Consider the following 18376-nt stretch of genomic DNA (forward strand, 5'->3'; position numbering starts at 1 on the left):
CTTTTATTGACCTTAATCAGGGGAGTGGGGATGTATGGCGTTCAGTATTTGGTTGAGAAGATAAAGGGAAATAATTTTGTACAGTAGAAAGATTTAAGCCCCTGCTCAAATGAGTAGGGGCTTTATCTATAACTATTATAACAAACTTTTCCATTTATTTGTAGACTGTGATTTCGGGAGTCAAAAGATTAAGATAAATATATGTCTATTACCTTGGAGGGATTGGATGTTAGGACTAAAAAAAGGTGAAGTAAAGCTAGTAGATTACTCGGATCGATGGAAGAAGTTATTTGAGGAAGAATGTGATCTATTACATTCAATCATAGGTAAACATACAAAGGATATTCAACATTTTGGCAGTACCGCTATTCATGGTATTCAAGCGAAGCCGATGATTGATATTCTAGTTGGGGTTGAGTCATTACGTATGGTCGAACACTTCGATCAACAACGTTTAAAAGAAATAGGATACTATCATTTACCCAGAGTACAAATTGAAAGGAAAGTGGTTTTCGCTAAATTTTCTAACTTAGAAACCCTTACGAAAACCCACGTTATGCATGTGGTTGAATATGGGGGTTCATGGTGGCAGGAACATATTTTCTTTCGCAATTACTTAAATGCACATCAAGAAGCTGCAATTGAATATGAAGCATTGAAAAAAAGGTTAGCACGAACATACCCAAACGATGAGCGGTCTTATACAGATGAAAAAAAGCGATTTGTTGATGATATTTTAATGAGGAGGGCGGTCAATGATTGAACTAAGATATTTTGTACGGAGTGATTTTAACCAGTTGATTAGCTGGGTAAATTCACCCGAATTTATACTGCAATGGGCAGGAACTTCTTTTGTATACCCTTTAGATGAAGCTCAGTTAGAGAATTATATCGAGAACGCCAATCATGAAAACGCGGACATCTTGATTTATAAAGTGGTGGATACGAAAACTAACGATGTGATCGGTCATATTTCATTGGGCAGAATTGATCGAAAAAATAGATCAGCAAGAATAGGAAGAGTATTGGTTGGTGCCAATGCCGTTAGAGGTATGGGAATTGGTCAGCAAATGATAAGAGAAGTACTAAAAGTTGCCTTTGAAGAACTGTCTCTACACCGAGTGAGTCTAGGGGTATTTAATTTTAATACTGCAGCCATTGCTTGTTATGAGAAGGTAGGGTTTGTAAAAGAGGGTTTACACAGAGATATTGCAAAAAATGGGGATGAATACTGGAGTTTGTGGGAAATGAGTATGTTAGAAAATGAGTGGTTGGAAAAAAATAGACTACCAACAATTTAAGAAACTTATAGCCGATTTCCTAACTCAGGAGATTGGTTTTTTTAGTTACACTAGGAAGGAAAATAATGTTAACATGGAGAAAGAGGGGGGAGAACGTGTTATTAGAGATGAAAGTAATGAAACGATTGAGTGCTATTATTTTGGGAATCCTATTCTTCTGGTTTATCATACATAGTTTAGTGATTATCATAGATGGATTAAACGACGAAGTAGCTTATGTGGATGTAGCAGTTGTTCTAGGGAATAAGGTTGAATTAGATGGAAAACCCTCTCTTAGATTGCAAGCAAGGTTAGATAAATCTGTAGAGCTATATAAAGAAGGATATTTTAAGTACATCATCGTAAGTGGTGGAGTTGGGAAAGAAGGTTTTGATGAAGCAAATGTTATGAAAAATTATTTAATTAATCAGGGAATTCCGGCTGACCAAATCATAGAAGACCCAAATGGCTATAATTCCCAGATGACTGCAAAAAATACGAGAATGATAGTGGAACTTCTAAATGTAAAATCCGTTATGGTCATTTCCCAATATTTTCACATCACGCGGACAAAGCTTGCGTTTCAAAAAGTTGGTTTCGAAGAAGTAGCCTCGGCACATGCAGAAATCTTTGAACTGAGAGATTTTTATTCAATTATTAGGGAATTTCCTGCATATTACAAGTACGTAAATAAATAGTTTGGTAGGAGAGGTTCCGATGAAGTGGTCTTTTCGTTTTATTTTCATTTTGACTGTACTATTAGTGATTGCTAGCTTTTTTCGCTGGTCTGAATCAGAAACCATCTCAACAACAACTCCAGGTGTGCATCTTACCTATATAAAGGATCGCTGGGTTGGTCAAGCGTGGGTCGAATATTGCCCGCCAACAGCCCTGTGTATAAAAAATTATGAGGTACCGTTGGTGATAGAGTCGGACCGCCATAACTCTTATGAGGCTCTTATCCAAGAGCATGGTAAACATGGATTATCAGGTTTCCTTGTTCAAGCTTGGAGAACGCGGGACTTAGCTACGTTTATTTGGATTACTATAACATCGATAAGTTTCGCAGGTACAATTTTTACATTTGTATCATTCAAAAGGCGTAAAAAGTAAAGACGATAATAAATTTCCCGCTTATAAATAATACTTTGTAAGTAGGAGGGAGTGTATGTCTAAACCATTGACTGTTACACTTTCATAAATAGATTAATATGATAGGAGGAGAAAGTCGTTTGTTTACATATACATTGAATTCTGAAGCTGAACTGAAATTATTGGAGTTAAGACATGCAGAGGAACTGTTTCAATTAACCGATCAATCAAGAGAGCACCTCCGTGAATGGCTGCCATGGGTGAATTTCACAAAATCTGTGAGTGATTCAAAGGAATTTATCAACGGTAGTTTGCGACAATTCAGCCAAAATAATGGTTTTCAAGCAGGGATCTGGTATAAGGGGACGTTGGTTGGTGTTATCGGGCTACACAACATTAATTGGTCCAACAAAGCGACGTCGATTGGCTATTGGCTTGGCGCAGGATACCAAGGAAATGGAATTATGACAGCTGCTTGTCGTGCTGTCGTCGATTATTGTTTTAATGAATTACAATTAGAGAGAATTGAAATTCGCGCTGCAACTACAAACCATAAGAGTATGGCCATTCCTAAGAGGCTTGGATTTCAGCAAGAAGGATGTCTTAGACGTTCAGAGTGGTTATACGATAAATTTGTAGATCATTATGTCTTTGGGTTAGTGAAGGGTGATGAATACGGTTTATGATGTTATTTGAAAGAGGTAGTTTAAAGGTTCGGACGTTAAAGGAAAACGATAAATATTTATTAGCCAAATGGCTTTCAGATCCGTTGGTGCTAGAATTTTACGAAGGAAGGGACAATCCGTTTACTGTTCAAAAGGTGATGGACAAGTTTTTTCCCCTAGAAGCTGATGAAGTGAAATGCATCATTGAGTTCGAACATAAGGCAATAGGCTATATTCAATTCTACCAATTAGATGACGAGACAAAAAATGTCTATGGTTACGGAGACGAAATAACTTATGGCACAGACCAATTTATAGGTGAAGTAGACCATTGGAATAAAGGAATAGGTACATTACTTGTAACGTCAATGGTTCAATTCTTATTAGACCATAAAAAGGCGTACCGTGTGGTGATGGATCCTCAAGTAAGAAATGAGAGAGCGATCAGGTGCTATGAGAAGTGTGGCTTTAAAAAAGTGAAGTTACTTCCAAAACGTGAGTTACATGAAGGAATTTATCAGGATTGTTGGTTAATTGAATATGGCGTGTAACGAATATGCTCCTAAATTGCAGTTATAATAAGATGGTGGAATTTTTTTCATTTGACGAAATTGACAGCTGATGTCATGCTAATATAACAAGTGCAATAGTTGGGGGTTGCGATGGAAACAAGAGGATATAGAAACATCATGGAAGAAATCGTTGAGGTATTAGTGGATACTCTTCTTGCAGGCCCAGAATATCAAACGTTTTGTAAATGTAAGAAGTGTAGGAATGATGTAGTGGCACTTTCGCTAAACAATATTCCTCCACAATATGCGACCACTCAACAAAACAGAGAAAGAGTCTATGAATTATATAGCAAGCCTGATATGCGCAAGTGGTTAAATAAACGGATTATCAGTGCCTTACATGTTGTTAATAAATACCCAAAACATAATATTTAGATATAAGTGCCTATTCTGGAAGGAGTTAGGCGCTTTTTGTTGTATTAATAAGTAGATGAAAAAAGATGGTGAGGGTAAAAAAATGAAGCTACCAATGTATCAAATTGATGCTTTTACAAATGAACAATTCAAAGGAAATCCTGCAGCAGTTTGTCCATTAGCTGAGTGGATTGACGTCGAGTTAATGCAAAAAATTGCGGCTGAGAATAATTTAGCTGAAACGGCTTTCTTTGTAAAAAATGGTTCTGAGTATGAACTTAGGTGGTTTACTCCTAAGGCTGAAGTAGATTTATGTGGTCACGCAACATTAGCCGCAGCGTTTGTTATTTGTACATATGTAGATCAAAGTGTCACGGAGATTAGCTTTACAACCAAAAGTGGCTTGCTTAAGGTCACAAAAGAAGAAAATATCTATTCATTAGTATTTCCAGCAAGACCTGGGGTAAAATGCGAGGCACCAGATGAGTTACTCAAAGGTTTAGGGAAAGTTCCTAAAGAAGTCTACAAGGCAAGAGACTATATGGCAGTCTTTGAAACAGAGGAAGAGATTTTAAATCTTGAACTAGATATGACAGAGCTAAAGAAGCTAGACGGCTTAGGGGTCATAGCTACAGCGAAAGGAACAGAAGTTGATTTCGTTTCAAGATTTTTTGTCCCTAAGGTCGGGATTGATGAAGATCCTGTCACAGGGTCAACACATTGTACGCTAGTGCCATACTGGAAGGAAGTATTGGGTAAAAATGAGTTAGTCGCCTTACAAGTATCGGAAAGAGGCGGAAAGCTTTACTGTGAAGATTTAGGTGAAAAAGTGAAAATGTCAGGGGATGCAGTTGTGTATTTAGAAGGATATATCTTCTTGTAATAAAATATGATTAGAATGAAGTTAATAGTAGAGGAGAGATTGAGATGCAAGAGAGTGGGATTTTTAAGCAGGCTAGTTTTTACCGATCAATGACTTTAATGAATGTTCGCCATGTAACGGAAGAAATGGCAGATCAACAGCCAGGAGGTTTTAATAATACGATCCGTTGGAATGTAGGACATATATTATCCGCACAAGATGCGATGCTAACATCAGCGTTAGGAAGAGAATCGTATCTACCGGAAAGCTATGCGAAGCTTTTTGCCCCTGGAACAAAGCCGTCAGAGTGGTCTAATGATGAAGTTCCTGACTTAAAGACGTTGTACCGGGCGCTTAAGGATCAAGAAGAGACTTTAAAGGAAGTACTAGCTGGAAAGCTATCTGAGGAGGCCGTCAAACCGTTCCGATTAGGGGAATGGATTGAGATGCCTACGTTGGGTGAGATTTATAATTTTTCTTTATTCCATGAGGGAATGCATATTTCGACGATCAAACACATCTCTAGTAATTTAACAAAATAAGATGGATAAAGCGTTTCTAAGTTTAGAAGCGCTATTTCTTTTGGTAAGGTACTTATCCATTACTAAGTAGGCTAATACAGCAACATGCATAATTAGAATTTTATTGCTGTAGGGCAAGCCTAGTGAAATGGCTGTGCTGTTTAGTTTTAAATACAAAAATCTTTGCGAAAACAGTCTTTTTAATAGATTATTCATTGCTACTAGAACAAACGTTTGGTATAATCTAAATATAAATGAGTGTTATAATGTAATTTGGACTAATGTTATGGAGGGTTAAAAATGAACGATGAATTAAAAGAGTTATTGCGTTCGGTATTAAAAGAAGAACTAAAACCAATCCATCAACAACTAGATAAATTCGACAAGAGATTTGATGAAGTAGATAGTCGATTTTCGAAAATTGACGAGAGATTTGATGAAGTTGACCATTGTCTACAGACAATCGAAGGTGATGTGAAGAGTCTTATAGATAATATGATTAATGGGCTCGGACCTTATTTTGAACGAATTACAGAACAAATTGATGAAGTGATAGAAACAACAAATAAGCAACAAGTAATTATTGAAGCTTTATCAGCGCGGACCTTAAAACATTAAAGCGGAATAGTGAGAAATACGAATAGTAATAAATTTTAGAGGCTTTGAAAGCCTTTTTCTTTTTGCTCTTTTTAGGTGCCAGGCACCTAAAAAAGACAAAATCCCTTGAAATGTCTTACTGGAAGATACAAAAAAATATTTGCAGACATGCGTAAAACCAAACTGGGTATGCATGTCTTTTTCTTATTCATTAATAGTCATAATATGATATCTTTCAATTGAAATAATTAATTTCCAAAGATTTTGAGAACGATTTGTTTTTGTTTCGTTATATAAGGTGTAAAAGCTTTTACGAAAAAAATAAGGAGAATGATTATGAAAATCAATGATCAAAATTTTATAGATCGGCTTAAGTGTCATGATGAGGACGCACTAGACTTTATCATAGACAAGTATTTGCCTTTGATAAAGGGAGTAACGTATAAGGTGCTTTCGCCCTTACATAATAAAGGCGTTATAGAAGAATGTGTCAATGATATTATTCTGTCTATTTGGAACAACGCAACAAAATTTCAAGGGGCAGAAGCTCATGATTTTAGGAATTGGGTTTGTGCGATTGCTAAGTTTAAAGCTATAGATTATTACAGGAAGTATAGTAGAAACGTAGAGATCTCGTCTGAGTATATGGAAGTTATTGAAGAAGAGAACTCAGCTGAGGATGAACTTATATTGCAAGAAAACCGGGAGGAACTCGTTACGTTACTTAATCATTTGGAGCCAGTAGATAGAGAGATTTTCATCATGAAGTACTTTCTAGGGTTGAAAAGTTCAGAGATAGCTAAAAAACTTAATTTAACAAAAGCTTCTATAGCGAATCGAATTTATCGAGGGAAGAAAACACTTAATGAAAAGAGTATAACTCTAATGTTAGGGGAGAGTCGGTCATGAAGGATATTTATGAATTATTAAACGATGCCAATATGGATGAGAGTGATTTCGAGGAGATGGAAGTTTCTGATCTAGAGAAAGCAAGAGTCAAAAAAGCGTTGAGGAAATCTATCCGAAAAAAGAGAGCATTGAATTGGAAGAAAGGTCTACTAGCGACTTCCATAGTTTTCGGTTTAACAACGACAACGATAGGGTTTACGTTTCCTACTTATGCTAGTCAAATTCCGATTATTGGCGATATCTTTCGCTTTTTTGATGAGGGGAAGGATGGACTTTACACAAACTATAAGGAATTCTCAAATGAGTTGAACTTGTCTCAAGAAAGTAATGGTGTTCAGGTGACAATTAATGATGCGATTTTCGATGGGAAAACGGTGACTGTCACTTATTCGATAGATAGTGATAAAGATTTAGGAGATTTAATTGTATTTGACCACATCCATGTTAAAGGGTCTGATGGTGCGGCAGGGAGCTCCCAAGTGACAAAAGTTGCTGACAATCATTATGTTGGCATCATGACTAGTAGTGTTTTTGGTTTAAACAATGCAGGTACAGCAAATGTAAAGTGGAATGTTAAAGAACTCAAGAACTTGGAAACAGGAGAAGAAATCAAAGGGAACTGGAATTTTGCCTTTTCTTTACAAGCCACTGAGAGCTCAGACTACTTGATCGACCAAAGTACTGAAAATAACGGTGTGAAGGTAGCTATCGAGAAAGTAACGATTACGCCAATGTCCTTCATTGTTTATTATGATCAAGAAGTTTCCGATGTGGTCAATGAAAAATGGCACTCTGTCGATGTTGAACTAGTTATAAAAGATGAATTTGGAAATACCTACACTGGGCAAGGAAATGGTGGTACTGGAGACATCTTTAATAATATCAGCTGGAGCTCAACTTTTGAAAAAATGGGAGAGGACGCAACAAAATTGATCATAACTCCTCATGTGACATTTAGAAGTTACAATGAGGAAAATCATGGCGGTGTGGAGTTTACAGATAAGGGACCTATTAAGTTACCAATTTTGACGAAGCAAGGACAAGGGACGGAAAAATTTGATTTAGATGAAATCGTGATAGAGTTAAATAAATAGTGAATAGAAAACAGCCAAATTTTGGCTGTTTTCTTGCTGTATTAACTAAAAACTAGTAAGGATTAGAAATGGTTGGGAATAATAACCTGAGGTGGTAAACGAATGAAAAAATACGTTATTATGGTTGTGCTTGTTCTTTTTATTCTTAGCCCAAATAAAGTTGGGGCAATTCGCGAAGGATATGAAATCGTTTCTACGTTACCTAAAGAAAAGATAACCTTGTATGCTAAGGAAATAAACGGCTTATTCCACGATTTCATCATTAATTTTAAAGGTGAAATCTATTCACGACCTTTCTGGATAAATGTAACCAATACTAGCTACGCACCACAAATATACTATGAGGAAATTAACCAGGATAAAAAGAAAGAATTAATCATCATACTTAACAAAGGTTATGGTACTGGTGTGCTACAGGAAGAGGTTTTTGTTTATCGATATTCAAACGGATTGATTGAGGAAGTTGTAGATCATCCGCTGGCCATTATTTATAGGAACATAAAAACAAAGGTGTCCACTAAAAGCGCGGAAATTGTTATTGGTGACAATGTTTATTTAGTAGATGTTTTGGAGCAGTCAAACCTATTCGAGGATATAGCTTTTGGCGGTATTATTAATTATGAAGTATCGGACAATCAACTGATTGTGAGAGTGAGTGCACGAATATCTCCTGCGAGTATAGTTGGAGAGGTTGTCATTGTCTATGACTATCGAGACAAGATGTACCAAGCAAAATCAATTGAGTTTGAACCGGTAGAACTTTAAAAGTCTGTGTGCTTTGATGGAAGATTAGTTACATCTGGTACCACATTTTATAAGGGGCGATAGATTTGGTCGAGAAAATGATCCTAGATGATACGGTTATTCAGTTGGAGGAATACAAAGAAGAAAAGGAAGATGGGTTACATAAGCTAACGGTTCGTTTTTTCGTGACGAACGAAAACTATCATGAGATTACAACACTACTTTATAAGGGGAGATTTCAGATTAAAGTGCCAGAACGGGAGTTGAATTTTTTTGGAAATATTCAGCAGTATTATACATCAATTACGAATTTGTATGTAAAGGGACAGGTAGGAGAGTTTACAGTAAGTTTCAGCGAGGTGCAAACATGAGGTTAAGTATTCTAGATCAAGCACCTGTGGCAGCTAATCAGACCGCTGAATTGGCGTTAAGTGATTCCTTGAAGCTAGCGCAACTAGGGGAAGAGTATGGCTTTGAACGGTATTGGATTGCTGAGCACCATAATTTCTCAGGGCTTGCGTGTTCAGCTCCTGAAGTGATGCTTGCCTACATCGGTGCTAATACATCAAACATCCGGATTGGCTCAGGTGCGATATTGCTTCCACATTATAAGCCCTATAAGGTGGCGGAGTTGTTTCATATGTTAGCTACGCTTTTTCCGGGACGAATAGATCTTGGGATTGGGAGGGCGCCAGGTGGTTCTGCAGAAGCTACGAACGCACTTTCAGATAACTTTTTGCAGCAGGTTTGGAAAATGCCAAACTTGGTGGAAGAGTTGATGATGTATGTAAAACAGGAGACAGAATTAGTGAAGGCGAGACCACTCCCAGTTACTCCGCCAAAGACTTGGCTATTAGGAACTAGTAAGAAGAGCGCGATACTAGCTGCGGAACATGGAATGGCCTATGCCTTCGGACAGTTTATGAGTGACAACGATGGGAAGGAAATCATTGAGTTATACAGAGGAGCCTGCAAAGAAAAAGGACAACCTTCGGAAGTGATTATTACTTTGTCCGCAATTTGTGCAAACACGAGAAAAGAAGCAGAAGAAATTGCGGAAAACTCGCTCTTGTGGTTCATGAAAAAAGATGGGAAACATGGGCTAAATGAAAGTGAACGGCAGGAGTTTGAGGTACAGAAGAAAAAAATGATTATTGGAGATCCAAAAGATGTTAAAGAACGATTAAAAAAGGTCCAGCAGGATTACAACGCAGATGAAATTATGCTCGTAACGAATACCCAATCTGCAGAAGAACGGTTTAACTCGTACAAGTTGGTTGGTGAATTATTACGGTGTCAGGCACCACAAAAAGACAAAAACACATGAAATGTCCGTGTGAGGGAGACGGTGTCAGTATGAAAGAGCTTATATTTGTATATCAAGCGAAGAGCGGTTGGTGGAATGGAATGTTAGATTCTATCCATAAGGTTACATCTCCTTCGACCTATCCTTGTCACTTATGTTCGGTTACCTACGGTCTGGTTGGGATGAACAAGGAGTGGAAAAAGTTTATTTATTCTCTTTTAATACCTGTTCACTTTTACCATTTAGATGACTTGCCAGAAGATTTTCCAAAGGCAGAATTTCCTTGTGCCTTTTTTCGTACTGAAGATGGGATTAAATTAATTATTACTAAGGATGAATTAATCAGTTGTAAAGATGTGAACGATTTAATAGCTTTAGTTAGTGAAAAATTAGCCGCAGTCTCGGAAGGTGATTAACCATGAAAGTCTTATTTGTATGTACCGATAATTTTACAAGGAGCGTAACGGCTGAGTTTTGTTTTAAGGAATATCTATCGCGAAGCGGGATTACGAACATCGAAGTCGCTTCAGCTGGTTTTAAAGCAAACAGTGATCTTAGCAAGTTTTCTAGTGTTCATTTTGACAGAATGAGAGAATTAGAGATTGATACTTCTTCATTCACACGCACTCAGTTTCAACAGGGTTTTTTGAATGAGTATGTGATTGTTGCCATGGGCAAGGAACATAGGGATTATATTCTTCAGGAATTTGGTGAGCGTGTCTATCTGTTTAACGAAGTCTATTGTGATGAAGAAAAGTCTGTCGTCGTACCCCCACCCGATTATGAGGGGAAATACCTAGACGAAATTCGTCAGATGGTTGATTATCTTCATAAGGCGATGCCGACATTTTACCTTGGGCTCCTGCGAAGAGAGAACGGGGTAATTATTGAGGAGTACAATCCTGATTGGGCAATCAGTTTTTCCAGTATAAAAAAGATCATTGAGGCTGAATTAGGGGAATTAGCGGTAGAGGTTGAACATGTTGGTAGTACCTCTGTTGAAGGGTTAAGTGCAAAGCCAATAATTGATATAGACGTTGTGATTGAGGATAGAAGCTTGTTACCAAAAGTAATTAAAAAACTAGCGAACTTAGGCTATATACATAATGGAGATCAGGGAATACCAGGTCGAGAAGCTTTTAAGAGAGTTGATCAATATGTGCCAAGAAGCGAAAATAACGCCGAATGGATGGCTCAGCATTTGTATGTTTGTACTAAGGATAACGTAGAAATAAAACGTCATTTAGCGTTTCGTGATTATTTGCGACAGAATCAAGAGGCAGTTATAGAATATGAATCTCTGAAAAAACACTTGGCTAAGACTGCTAGTGACAGAGAAGCATATACGTTAGGTAAAGGTAATTTTGTAGAAGCGATTTTGAGAAAAGTAAAATAGAGGAGATGTTTGTTTGACTACTTTTGATTACAGCACGGAAACAAATCGGTTACTAATAAGGCCATATAAAAAAGAAGATTATCTGGGTTGGATCACCCAATTTCAAAATCGGTTGCCGTCGCAGCATAAGTACGACGAGGGACAAGTCGATATGAGCATATGTACTGAGCACTGGTTCAAAGAATTGGTAGATAAACATCAGCAGCTAGCTCTAAGTGATAAGGTGTATGTTTTTGGGGTTATTAGAAAAGAAGATCAGGCACATTTGGGTGTCATTGACTTCTCTACACTTATAAGGGATGACTTTCAATGGGCAAGGTTTGGTTATACAATCCATAATCAGTTTTGGCGACAGGGATATGCGAAGGAAGCTGTAAAAGCAGCACTCCAACTCGCTTTTGAGAAATTAAATTATCATCGTATAGAAGCGCATATAAACCTAGATAATACTCCTTCTATCAAATTAGCTGAGAGTATTGGTATGGAGTATGAATGCGTTAGAAAAGCATTTATATATGAATTTGGTGAATGGACGGATAATCTAGTTTACTATGTTGAATCAAAATAGTTTCTATGAAGTTCAAACTAGCTTCTAATAAACTTTTGACAGGTACCGGGTACCTGTCTCTTTTTATTTATATATTGGAAAGTTTTTCTTGACAGAGTTTCTCTAGCACTCGTATAGTACAGTCATAAATGACATTTTTTACAATCCAATAGAGGATATGGGGCTGAATAGAGTGAAAACGATCTATAAAGGTGCAGAGGGAAAAAAGCGTATTACCAGTCATTATGAAGCATATATCAATACATTACCATTTTTAGTAGAACATGAATATGTTGATACAAGTTTTGGAAAAACGCATATGCTAATGGCCGGGCCTGTTGATGGGAAGCCTCTGTTTATTTTCCAAGGTGGGAATTGTATCAATCCTTTGACTCTGTCATGGTTTTCACCTTTAGCGGAAACTTATCGAATGTATGCTCCTGATACAATTGGTCACCCGGGGTTTAGCGATGAAACAAGAATTTCTGCAAGTGATGACAGTTTTGCAAAGTGGATCGAAGAATTAATGGATCATTATTCGATTAAAACATCTGGTTTCATCGGACCATCTTATGGTGCAGGTATTATTTTACGATTGGCAACGTTTAAACCTGAAAAAATAGATTGTGCAGTTTTAGTATCACCAGCTGGTATTAAATTGGGCTCCAAAATGAGTATGATTAGGGAAATTTTGTTGCCATTAATCCTTTTTAACACGACTTCAGGGGAGAAACACCTTACAAAGATCGCAAATAGAATGTCAGATCACTCAATGAAAGAGCTAGACAAACAAATTATTGGCGATGTATTCAAGTATGTGAAGCTAGAACAGGAAATGCCGAAGCTCACAGAGAAACGTGAACTAGTTAACTTTCAATCTCCAACGCTTGTTATCGCTGGGAAAAAAGATGTGTTTTTCCCCGAAACGAAGATTAAGGAAGTTGCAAAGGAGATTATTCCAAATTTAGTAGATTTTAAATCCTATGACATGGGTCATTTTCCATCGGAGAAATATTTACAGATGATTAATGATGATATAGGTGAATTTTTAGCTGAGCATTATTAGTAGAGAGAAGACCTCAGGAGGACTTGAGATAGTTGTCCATTCTGTCTTTCGTTGTACTTCTTTAATAAGGAGATAAACATGAATATAGATAGCGTTTTAAAGGCAAGCTTATCAATAATTGGTTTCCCGTTCACTATAACAAATATTCTTATTAATCAAGTAAAGAAGGTTAAAGAACTAGGAGAATTGGTGGAAGTAGATAATAGAAATATTCATACGATTTTTACTGGAGAAGAAGAGGCAAATCCTACTGTTATACTTGATTCGGGCTTAAGTTGTTGTTCAATTGATTGGCATTTCATACAACCAGAATTATCAAAGTTTGCTAGGGTTGTTTCTTTTGATCGAGCTGGTTATGGTTGGAGTTCGCCTACAAAAGGCATGAACACCAGTGAAGAAGTAGTAGATGATTTAACCAAAGTATTAGAAAAATTAGCTCTTAAGCCACCATATATCTTAGTAGGACATTCATTTGGCGGGCTTAATATGAGGCTGTTTGCGAGTAAATATCCAGAAAAGGTGGCAGCACTAGTCTTAATTGATGCGGTACATGAGAAACGGTATATGCCCAATGAGTGGGATGCTGTCCGTAAAAAGAACCATCAAAAAAGTCTAACTTTATTTAGGATTGGATTTATCACATCTAGTGTTGGTCTCCCAAGGTTATTAAGGCAGCCTGTAGGTAGAAAATATTTACCGGGACATTTTCAAAAAGCTGTGAATTATATAGGTTATCACCCAAATACATTTGAAGCGGTTTATAAGGAATTTATACACAGTGAGAAATCTGCATTGCAGGTTGCTAATGCTAAACCATTGGATAAAGACATGCCAATTAGGATAGTGAGTTCAAATAATAATGATCCAACTTGGGTTGAACATCAAGAACTTCTATGCAAATTGTCAAATAATACAAAGCAAATTAAAACTGATAATAGTCATTCGATTCATTTGGAAAATCCCGAAATAGTCATAAAGACAATCAAAGATGTATTTGATGAAGTGAAGTAAAGAGTGCGCTAATTTTCCACTTGTTATATTTGGCAAATTATTGTAACCTAATCACATACCTCATTATTCTAGGTAGGTGAAAAATTTGTTTAATCGAGAATTAGTTAAGGGAAGTACGTCGCTCATTGTTTTGCAACTACTTGACACAGGCGATATGTACGGGTACCAGCTCGTTAAGGAAATGGGAAGACGTAGTGAAAATGCACTTGACGTCAAGGAAGGCACCTTATACCCGGCTCTTCATAAGCTTGAGGAAAAGGGATTTATTTCGTCTTATTGGAAAGAACAAGAAAAAGGCCCAGCTCGCAAATATTATTCAATAACAGATGTAGGGCAACAGCTCCTCGAGGATAAAACAAAAGAATGGAATTCATTTGTAAAAATGATGAATCAGGTGTTAGGAAGATCATGATGACGAAAGAAGAGTTTGTTCGTCGGTTACGAGTGGAATTAGAAGGTCATCCGAGGGGAGATGAGATTGTAGCGGAATATGCTGATTATATGGAACAAAAACATCGTGATTTGTTGCTTGTGGGAAATAACGAATTTGAAGCAGAAGCACTTGTGATAAGTCAATTAGAGGATCCGAAAACAATTGCTCGACATTATTCAAGTGGGCTTAACTCTACAAAGGAGTTTAGCAAGGTTTTACTAATAAACTACTTATTGTTTGTCATTGGTTTATTGTTGACCTCCATTTATACACTTTACCAGACAACAGTTGTGAGCCAGCTTTGGTTTTACCTAGTCGGACAGAAGTGGTTTATTCTAGTAGGATATTGTCTTTTGTGGGCATGTATCGGATTTTCCATAGGGAAAAAATTTGGATTTAAAGGAAGAGAGCTACATAAACGGATCTTTCGATTTTCTCTTATTCCAAACTATTTACTGATGCTACTAGTCTTATATTTGGAGCCAATACAACACTGGTTCAATCCGTTACTCACTCCAGAGTTTGTAATTATGTGCGTAATCGTGACATTGCTTTTTTACCCAATCAGTAAAATAAGTTTTAAGATGGGGATACTGAAGGGAATATAAGTCCCTTTTTTTAATAATATACCTAGTAATTCTAGGTAGTGTTGAGGTGGTCGGAAAATGTTTATTCGTGCAAAAAGTAATCAGGTCTTAGTGGAGGGAATACGATTTAGTTTGTTTAATACTGCCTATATAGCAGTCACTGCAGCCCTTTTTTTTCATTGCTGTGGATAGCCATACATGCCGTTTTTGTCCCATTTTACTTTGTCATTTTAGTGGCGTATGGCTATTTCTATTATTGGCTTAAGTATTCGAAAAGTTTTATGAAGGCAGCTGGGACTCCGACAAAGAGTTTTTTCATCGGGTTGTTTGGAGTTATTCCAAATGCCATCTTCTTTTTTATTTTGTCAGCTTTTATTGATACTAGCTCAGACAGCTGTGGCTTTGGTGATGTAATTGCGATGTTTATTTTGCTTGTTTCGATTTTCACCATGCCTTTGGTCATGTTGATTTCAGCGATATTTTTTAAGGATTTATAATAGGAGGAATTTCTATGCTTAAGAAAGTATTTGTATGTAGTCTAGTTTTTCTAGTTTTAGGTTCTTCTTTTCTTTTTTTCAAACATAATTTTTCTCGTTCTTTTCACCATAGGTTTACTCAAAGTACGGATCTAAGCTATGAGAATATAAATGGAACGAGCCTCTTAGAGAAGATTGACCTTCCAAAAGCCAAAAGTAGAGATAACGATTTGTATCATTACTTTCATTTAGAGGAAGGTATAGAAGTTGCTGCAAACAGTGATGGAGAAATTGTTCGTTTTATCATCACAGGTGAAACGAAAACTGTTCGTGGAGTCGGTGTTGGGGATACGATTGAAAAAATAACGGCTACTTACGGTAAAAACTACTATCGCAGATCAGAACATGGGATAAATATATTGGGATATAAAGACCATACCCTCAACCATTCTATTGAATTTTGGCATGATCAAAATAATACGGTTCTGTTTTTCAGATACGACCTTGGGTCAATGGAGTAGAGTATGAGAAAACTATTGTTCATTTTCATTCTCGTCCTAGTAGCTTGCCAAAATTCAACTCTTGAAGAAACGATGAAACAAGTTCGTTCAACTGATTTAGCTAACGAATCGATTGCTGGAATCAGACTTGGGGACGCTCTCCCTGATCAATTTGAAGAAGATCCTGATAATGAATACTATCGATCAAAAAGAAATTATGATCTCTATAAGGCCGAGAATATTTTTGTGAATATTGAAAGAAGTACAGGTGAAATTGTCTCAATTTTACCACATGAGAAAAACCTTGAGGCAAAGACTGCTAGAGGAATTGGTGTCGGGGATACTCTTTCTGATGTCATAACTGCCTATGGGGAAAACTACTATGAATATACGGACAGGTCTCAAGGAAGTTACAAAATTGGATACATTGATCATGACAGGAATATCTCGCTAACATTCTATGTATTTTTAGAAAAGGTAACTGCAATGACGCTAAGATATGCCTTTGAGCAATTGGTTTGGTACCAAAATTAAAGGATGGTTGAAATGAAAAAATTAACGAAAGTAACTGCGTATATTACTCGTAAAATGGAAGGGAAATTCCAGTTGTTGACGATGTTGGAAGAGGGCGTCGAGTCTTACGGCCTACAAGTTCCTGGTGGAACAGTAGAGGAAGGCGAAACGTTAGAAGATTGTTTGCTAAGAGAGATTGAAGAAGAAGCACAGCTTCAACAGTTAGAAATAAAATCGTATCTAGGTGAATGCTCGTACTTTTTGGAAGCCAAACAAGCCTACATCACTCGTCACTATTTTCATCTTACCATTGAAGAATGTTTAGATAGGTTTACTGTAGTGGTTCGTAGTCAGGACGAGGATAATGGTTGGATTTATCATTATCGTTGGACCGATCTACAAACGGATCATCCCCCGACACTTGGGGGGCATTTAGGAGGATGTTTACCAAAGTTGCTTGTTACTTTGGAGGAAAATGGTAAAATAAACATGTAAACGTAAAATAGTCCTCTAGGGAAATACTTAGCAAAGGTGTGACAGTAATGAGACTTTACATATCGGATTTAGACGGCACACTAGCCAATTCTGAAAAGGCGATCAGTTCAAGATCGCAACAAGTACTAAACGAACTTATTGATCAGGATATTCAATTTACGATTGCAACAGCTCGGTCCTATGCATCATTAAAGGATATTATTGAGCCACTCAAATTAAAGTTACCTCTAATTCTTTTTAACGGGGCTTTAATCTATGATCCTATCAAGAATAAAACAATTCTTTCTAATTTTTTATCGCGGGAGACTGCAAAGGAAATTATCCAATCTTACGAGGCTCATGGAGTTACACCAATTGTCTATATCATCAATGGAGATGGAGAAGATAAGGTCTTGTATAAAGGGGTTTTTAACAAGGGTGAAGACGATTACATGGGTGATCGGATAAAAAATCATGATGATAGGTTTATTCAAGTTGATAATTTTTATGATTATTTAGATGAGCAGATTGTCAGTATCAATGGCATTAATACTAATCTAACACTTGCGCCTGTGTATGAGAAACTAAAGCAAAACAAAGAGATTATCTGTCATTATGCTGAGGACATTTATTCGAAATATTATTGGCTAGAAATATTAGATAAAAATTGTACAAAAGGGCAGGCGGTTAAATATTTGAAAGAGTACTTGAATGCTAGCACGTTAGTGTGCTTCGGCGATCAGTTAAATGATCGGACGATGTTTGAGTGTGCCTGTGAAAGATATGCTGTTGCAAACGCTCATAGTGACATTAAATCACTCGCAACAGATATCCTCTTAAGTAACAATGAAGATGGTGTAGCTGAGTTTCTTTATGAGAGATATCGGAAGGTGAATTTGTGAAAAAATTGATCTTAGGAATTGTCATTTTTTTCATGCTTGTAAGTGGAATTATAGGACTCAGGTTCGGAAGTGCATTGTTCCAAGAAGAAAACACAACGGAGATATTGGCAGCTATTTTTAAACTAGAGTCCACGGATCATCCCTACAAACAAGTCTCTGTAAACTCAGAGTCGATCATGTTTGTGTCAAAAAATAACAATGGTAGCCAAGTAATCAAAGAGTTTATGGAAGTACGCGGCTGGGTTTTTCAAGAACAAATGGGTTCAGGTTACTTTTTTGAAAAAGATGAAGTTACTGTCGTTGTAGAAACAAGGTTGTTTACAGGGAATTACTTCCTTTGGAAGGTGCCAAGAGAATTTTAAACTAGAGTAGTAAATGTAGCGGTCACCAGAGCCGCTATTTTACTTAAAATCGGGTGATTTTCATTTTCGCGGACACCAGGGACGTTATTTGCCTGAAAACTATTATTTTATTA

28 protein-coding genes are annotated in these 18376 nt (G+C 36.9%); all 28 read left to right on the plus strand.

The window, feature by feature from the left end:
* The first annotated feature begins 226 nt into the window (after positions 1-226).
* The 28 genes from DS745_RS04055 to DS745_RS04190 all read left to right on the plus strand — a co-directional run bounded on the left by DS745_RS04055 (position 227) and on the right by DS745_RS04190 (position 18263).
* Positions 227-763: a GrpB family protein gene (locus tag DS745_RS04055; RefSeq protein WP_129076924.1), complete on the plus strand. Its 537-nt coding sequence runs from the start codon at positions 227-229 to the stop codon at positions 761-763.
* Positions 756-1301, plus strand: coding sequence for a GNAT family N-acetyltransferase (locus tag DS745_RS04060; RefSeq protein WP_129076926.1), 546 nt, complete (start codon positions 756-758; stop codon positions 1299-1301). The genes DS745_RS04055 and DS745_RS04060 overlap by 8 nt, the downstream gene beginning before the upstream one ends.
* 95 nt (positions 1302-1396) lie before the next feature.
* Entirely contained in the window at positions 1397-1978 is a 582-nt protein-coding gene (locus DS745_RS04065) for a YdcF family protein (RefSeq protein WP_241657705.1), read from the plus strand.
* Between the two features lie 19 nt (positions 1979-1997).
* The gene (locus DS745_RS04070) at positions 1998-2393 is read left to right on the plus strand and encodes a hypothetical protein (protein WP_129076927.1); all 396 of its coding nucleotides are present in this window, start codon (positions 1998-2000) and stop codon (positions 2391-2393) included.
* A gap of 119 nt (positions 2394-2512) precedes the next feature.
* Positions 2513-3058 carry a GNAT family N-acetyltransferase gene (locus tag DS745_RS04075; RefSeq protein ID WP_129076929.1) on the plus strand — a complete coding sequence of 182 codons (546 nt, stop codon included), beginning with the start codon at positions 2513-2515 and terminating at the stop codon, positions 3056-3058.
* A complete protein-coding gene (locus DS745_RS04080) occupies positions 3058-3588 on the plus strand; it encodes a GNAT family N-acetyltransferase (protein WP_196121192.1) in 531 nt (176 codons plus the stop codon). Before DS745_RS04075 ends, DS745_RS04080 begins: the two co-directional genes overlap by 1 nt.
* Positions 3589-3699: 111 nt before the next feature.
* Complete coding sequence (locus tag DS745_RS04085; protein WP_241657706.1) at positions 3700-3984, plus strand: late competence development ComFB family protein; 285 nt, start codon at positions 3700-3702, stop codon at positions 3982-3984.
* A gap of 82 nt (positions 3985-4066) precedes the next feature.
* Entirely contained in the window at positions 4067-4846 is a 780-nt protein-coding gene (locus DS745_RS04090) for a PhzF family phenazine biosynthesis protein (RefSeq protein WP_129076932.1), read from the plus strand.
* Positions 4847-4890: 44 nt separating this feature from the next.
* A complete protein-coding gene (locus tag DS745_RS04095) occupies positions 4891-5367 on the plus strand; it encodes a DinB family protein (protein ID WP_129076933.1) in 477 nt (158 codons plus the stop codon).
* A gap of 279 nt (positions 5368-5646) precedes the next feature.
* On the plus strand, positions 5647-5964 hold the full coding sequence (locus tag DS745_RS04100) for a hypothetical protein (RefSeq protein WP_129076935.1): 318 nt from the start codon (positions 5647-5649) through the stop codon (positions 5962-5964).
* A 315-nt stretch (positions 5965-6279) separates the two neighbouring features.
* Positions 6280-6852, plus strand: coding sequence for a sigma-70 family RNA polymerase sigma factor (locus tag DS745_RS04105; protein WP_129076936.1), 573 nt, complete (start codon positions 6280-6282; stop codon positions 6850-6852).
* Positions 6849-7946 (plus strand): DUF4179 domain-containing protein, encoded by a 1098-nt coding sequence (locus DS745_RS04110; RefSeq protein WP_129076938.1) that lies wholly within the window; start codon positions 6849-6851, stop codon positions 7944-7946. The genes DS745_RS04105 and DS745_RS04110 overlap by 4 nt, the downstream gene beginning before the upstream one ends.
* Positions 7947-8048: 102 nt before the next feature.
* Positions 8049-8711 (plus strand): hypothetical protein, encoded by a 663-nt coding sequence (locus tag DS745_RS04115; protein ID WP_129076939.1) that lies wholly within the window; start codon positions 8049-8051, stop codon positions 8709-8711.
* A gap of 65 nt (positions 8712-8776) precedes the next feature.
* The gene (locus DS745_RS04120) at positions 8777-9061 is read left to right on the plus strand and encodes a DUF3219 family protein (protein WP_129076941.1); all 285 of its coding nucleotides are present in this window, start codon (positions 8777-8779) and stop codon (positions 9059-9061) included.
* Complete coding sequence (locus DS745_RS04125) at positions 9058-10017, plus strand: LLM class flavin-dependent oxidoreductase (protein ID WP_129076942.1); 960 nt, start codon at positions 9058-9060, stop codon at positions 10015-10017. Before DS745_RS04120 ends, DS745_RS04125 begins: the two co-directional genes overlap by 4 nt.
* A 29-nt stretch (positions 10018-10046) precedes the next feature.
* Positions 10047-10412 (plus strand): hypothetical protein, encoded by a 366-nt coding sequence (locus DS745_RS04130; protein ID WP_129076944.1) that lies wholly within the window; start codon positions 10047-10049, stop codon positions 10410-10412.
* Positions 10413-10414: 2 nt separating this feature from the next.
* Positions 10415-11392 (plus strand): GrpB family protein, encoded by a 978-nt coding sequence (locus tag DS745_RS04135; protein WP_129076945.1) that lies wholly within the window; start codon positions 10415-10417, stop codon positions 11390-11392.
* A gap of 13 nt (positions 11393-11405) precedes the next feature.
* A complete protein-coding gene (locus tag DS745_RS04140; RefSeq protein ID WP_129076946.1) occupies positions 11406-11960 on the plus strand; it encodes a GNAT family N-acetyltransferase in 555 nt (184 codons plus the stop codon).
* 172 nt (positions 11961-12132) lie between these two features.
* Entirely contained in the window at positions 12133-13005 is an 873-nt protein-coding gene (locus DS745_RS04145; protein ID WP_241657707.1) for an alpha/beta fold hydrolase, read from the plus strand.
* 78 nt (positions 13006-13083) lie between these two features.
* Positions 13084-14016, plus strand: coding sequence for an alpha/beta fold hydrolase (locus tag DS745_RS04150; RefSeq protein WP_129076949.1), 933 nt, complete (start codon positions 13084-13086; stop codon positions 14014-14016).
* Positions 14017-14101: 85 nt separating this feature from the next.
* Positions 14102-14428 carry a PadR family transcriptional regulator gene (locus tag DS745_RS04155; protein WP_129076950.1) on the plus strand — a complete coding sequence of 109 codons (327 nt, stop codon included), beginning with the start codon at positions 14102-14104 and terminating at the stop codon, positions 14426-14428.
* A complete protein-coding gene (locus tag DS745_RS04160; protein ID WP_129076952.1) occupies positions 14425-15057 on the plus strand; it encodes a DUF1700 domain-containing protein in 633 nt (210 codons plus the stop codon). The genes DS745_RS04155 and DS745_RS04160 overlap by 4 nt, the downstream gene beginning before the upstream one ends.
* 260 nt (positions 15058-15317) lie before the next feature.
* The gene (locus DS745_RS04165; protein WP_129076953.1) at positions 15318-15533 is read left to right on the plus strand and encodes a hypothetical protein; all 216 of its coding nucleotides are present in this window, start codon (positions 15318-15320) and stop codon (positions 15531-15533) included.
* Between the two features lie 14 nt (positions 15534-15547).
* Complete coding sequence (locus tag DS745_RS04170; RefSeq protein ID WP_129076955.1) at positions 15548-16033, plus strand: hypothetical protein; 486 nt, start codon at positions 15548-15550, stop codon at positions 16031-16033.
* Positions 16034-16036: 3 nt separating this feature from the next.
* On the plus strand, positions 16037-16546 hold the full coding sequence (locus DS745_RS04175) for a hypothetical protein (protein ID WP_129076956.1): 510 nt from the start codon (positions 16037-16039) through the stop codon (positions 16544-16546).
* Between the two features lie 12 nt (positions 16547-16558).
* Positions 16559-17020, plus strand: a complete 462-nt coding sequence (locus DS745_RS04180) for an NUDIX domain-containing protein (protein ID WP_161568174.1) — start codon at positions 16559-16561, stop codon at positions 17018-17020.
* A 47-nt stretch (positions 17021-17067) separates the two neighbouring features.
* Entirely contained in the window at positions 17068-17901 is an 834-nt protein-coding gene (locus DS745_RS04185; protein WP_129076960.1) for an HAD family hydrolase, read from the plus strand.
* Positions 17898-18263, plus strand: a complete 366-nt coding sequence (locus DS745_RS04190; RefSeq protein ID WP_129076961.1) for a hypothetical protein — start codon at positions 17898-17900, stop codon at positions 18261-18263. The genes DS745_RS04185 and DS745_RS04190 overlap by 4 nt, the downstream gene beginning before the upstream one ends.
* Positions 18264-18376 lie beyond the last annotated feature (113 nt).

This window comes from Anaerobacillus alkaliphilus (assembly GCF_004116265.1).
Classification (GTDB): Bacteria; Bacillota; Bacilli; order Bacillales; family Anaerobacillaceae; genus Anaerobacillus; species Anaerobacillus alkaliphilus.

Bases quoted from the DNA above. Each gene is read 5' to 3' on its own strand.
- DS745_RS04055 (WP_129076924.1), top strand. From the start codon at position 227: ATGTTAGGACTAAAAAAAGGTGAAGTAAAGCTAGTAGATTACTCGGAT.
- DS745_RS04060 (WP_129076926.1), top strand. From the start codon at position 756: ATGATTGAACTAAGATATTTTGTACGGAGTGATTTTAACCAGTTGATT.
- DS745_RS04070 (WP_129076927.1), top strand. From the start codon at position 1,998: ATGAAGTGGTCTTTTCGTTTTATTTTCATTTTGACTGTACTATTAGTG.
- DS745_RS04080 (WP_196121192.1), top strand. From the start codon at position 3,058: ATGTTATTTGAAAGAGGTAGTTTAAAGGTTCGGACGTTAAAGGAAAAC.
- DS745_RS04085 (WP_241657706.1), top strand. From the start codon at position 3,700: ATGGAAACAAGAGGATATAGAAACATCATGGAAGAAATCGTTGAGGTA.
- DS745_RS04090 (WP_129076932.1), top strand. From the start codon at position 4,067: ATGAAGCTACCAATGTATCAAATTGATGCTTTTACAAATGAACAATTC.
- DS745_RS04095 (WP_129076933.1), top strand. From the start codon at position 4,891: ATGCAAGAGAGTGGGATTTTTAAGCAGGCTAGTTTTTACCGATCAATG.
- DS745_RS04100 (WP_129076935.1), top strand. From the start codon at position 5,647: ATGAACGATGAATTAAAAGAGTTATTGCGTTCGGTATTAAAAGAAGAA.
- DS745_RS04105 (WP_129076936.1), top strand. From the start codon at position 6,280: ATGAAAATCAATGATCAAAATTTTATAGATCGGCTTAAGTGTCATGAT.
- DS745_RS04110 (WP_129076938.1), top strand. From the start codon at position 6,849: ATGAAGGATATTTATGAATTATTAAACGATGCCAATATGGATGAGAGT.
- DS745_RS04115 (WP_129076939.1), top strand. From the start codon at position 8,049: ATGAAAAAATACGTTATTATGGTTGTGCTTGTTCTTTTTATTCTTAGC.
- DS745_RS04125 (WP_129076942.1), top strand. From the start codon at position 9,058: ATGAGGTTAAGTATTCTAGATCAAGCACCTGTGGCAGCTAATCAGACC.
- DS745_RS04130 (WP_129076944.1), top strand. From the start codon at position 10,047: ATGAAAGAGCTTATATTTGTATATCAAGCGAAGAGCGGTTGGTGGAAT.
- DS745_RS04135 (WP_129076945.1), top strand. From the start codon at position 10,415: ATGAAAGTCTTATTTGTATGTACCGATAATTTTACAAGGAGCGTAACG.
- DS745_RS04150 (WP_129076949.1), top strand. From the start codon at position 13,084: ATGAATATAGATAGCGTTTTAAAGGCAAGCTTATCAATAATTGGTTTC.
- DS745_RS04160 (WP_129076952.1), top strand. From the start codon at position 14,425: ATGATGACGAAAGAAGAGTTTGTTCGTCGGTTACGAGTGGAATTAGAA.
- DS745_RS04165 (WP_129076953.1), top strand. From the start codon at position 15,318: ATGAAGGCAGCTGGGACTCCGACAAAGAGTTTTTTCATCGGGTTGTTT.
- DS745_RS04170 (WP_129076955.1), top strand. From the start codon at position 15,548: ATGCTTAAGAAAGTATTTGTATGTAGTCTAGTTTTTCTAGTTTTAGGT.
- DS745_RS04175 (WP_129076956.1), top strand. From the start codon at position 16,037: ATGAGAAAACTATTGTTCATTTTCATTCTCGTCCTAGTAGCTTGCCAA.
- DS745_RS04180 (WP_161568174.1), top strand. From the start codon at position 16,559: ATGAAAAAATTAACGAAAGTAACTGCGTATATTACTCGTAAAATGGAA.
- DS745_RS04185 (WP_129076960.1), top strand. From the start codon at position 17,068: ATGAGACTTTACATATCGGATTTAGACGGCACACTAGCCAATTCTGAA.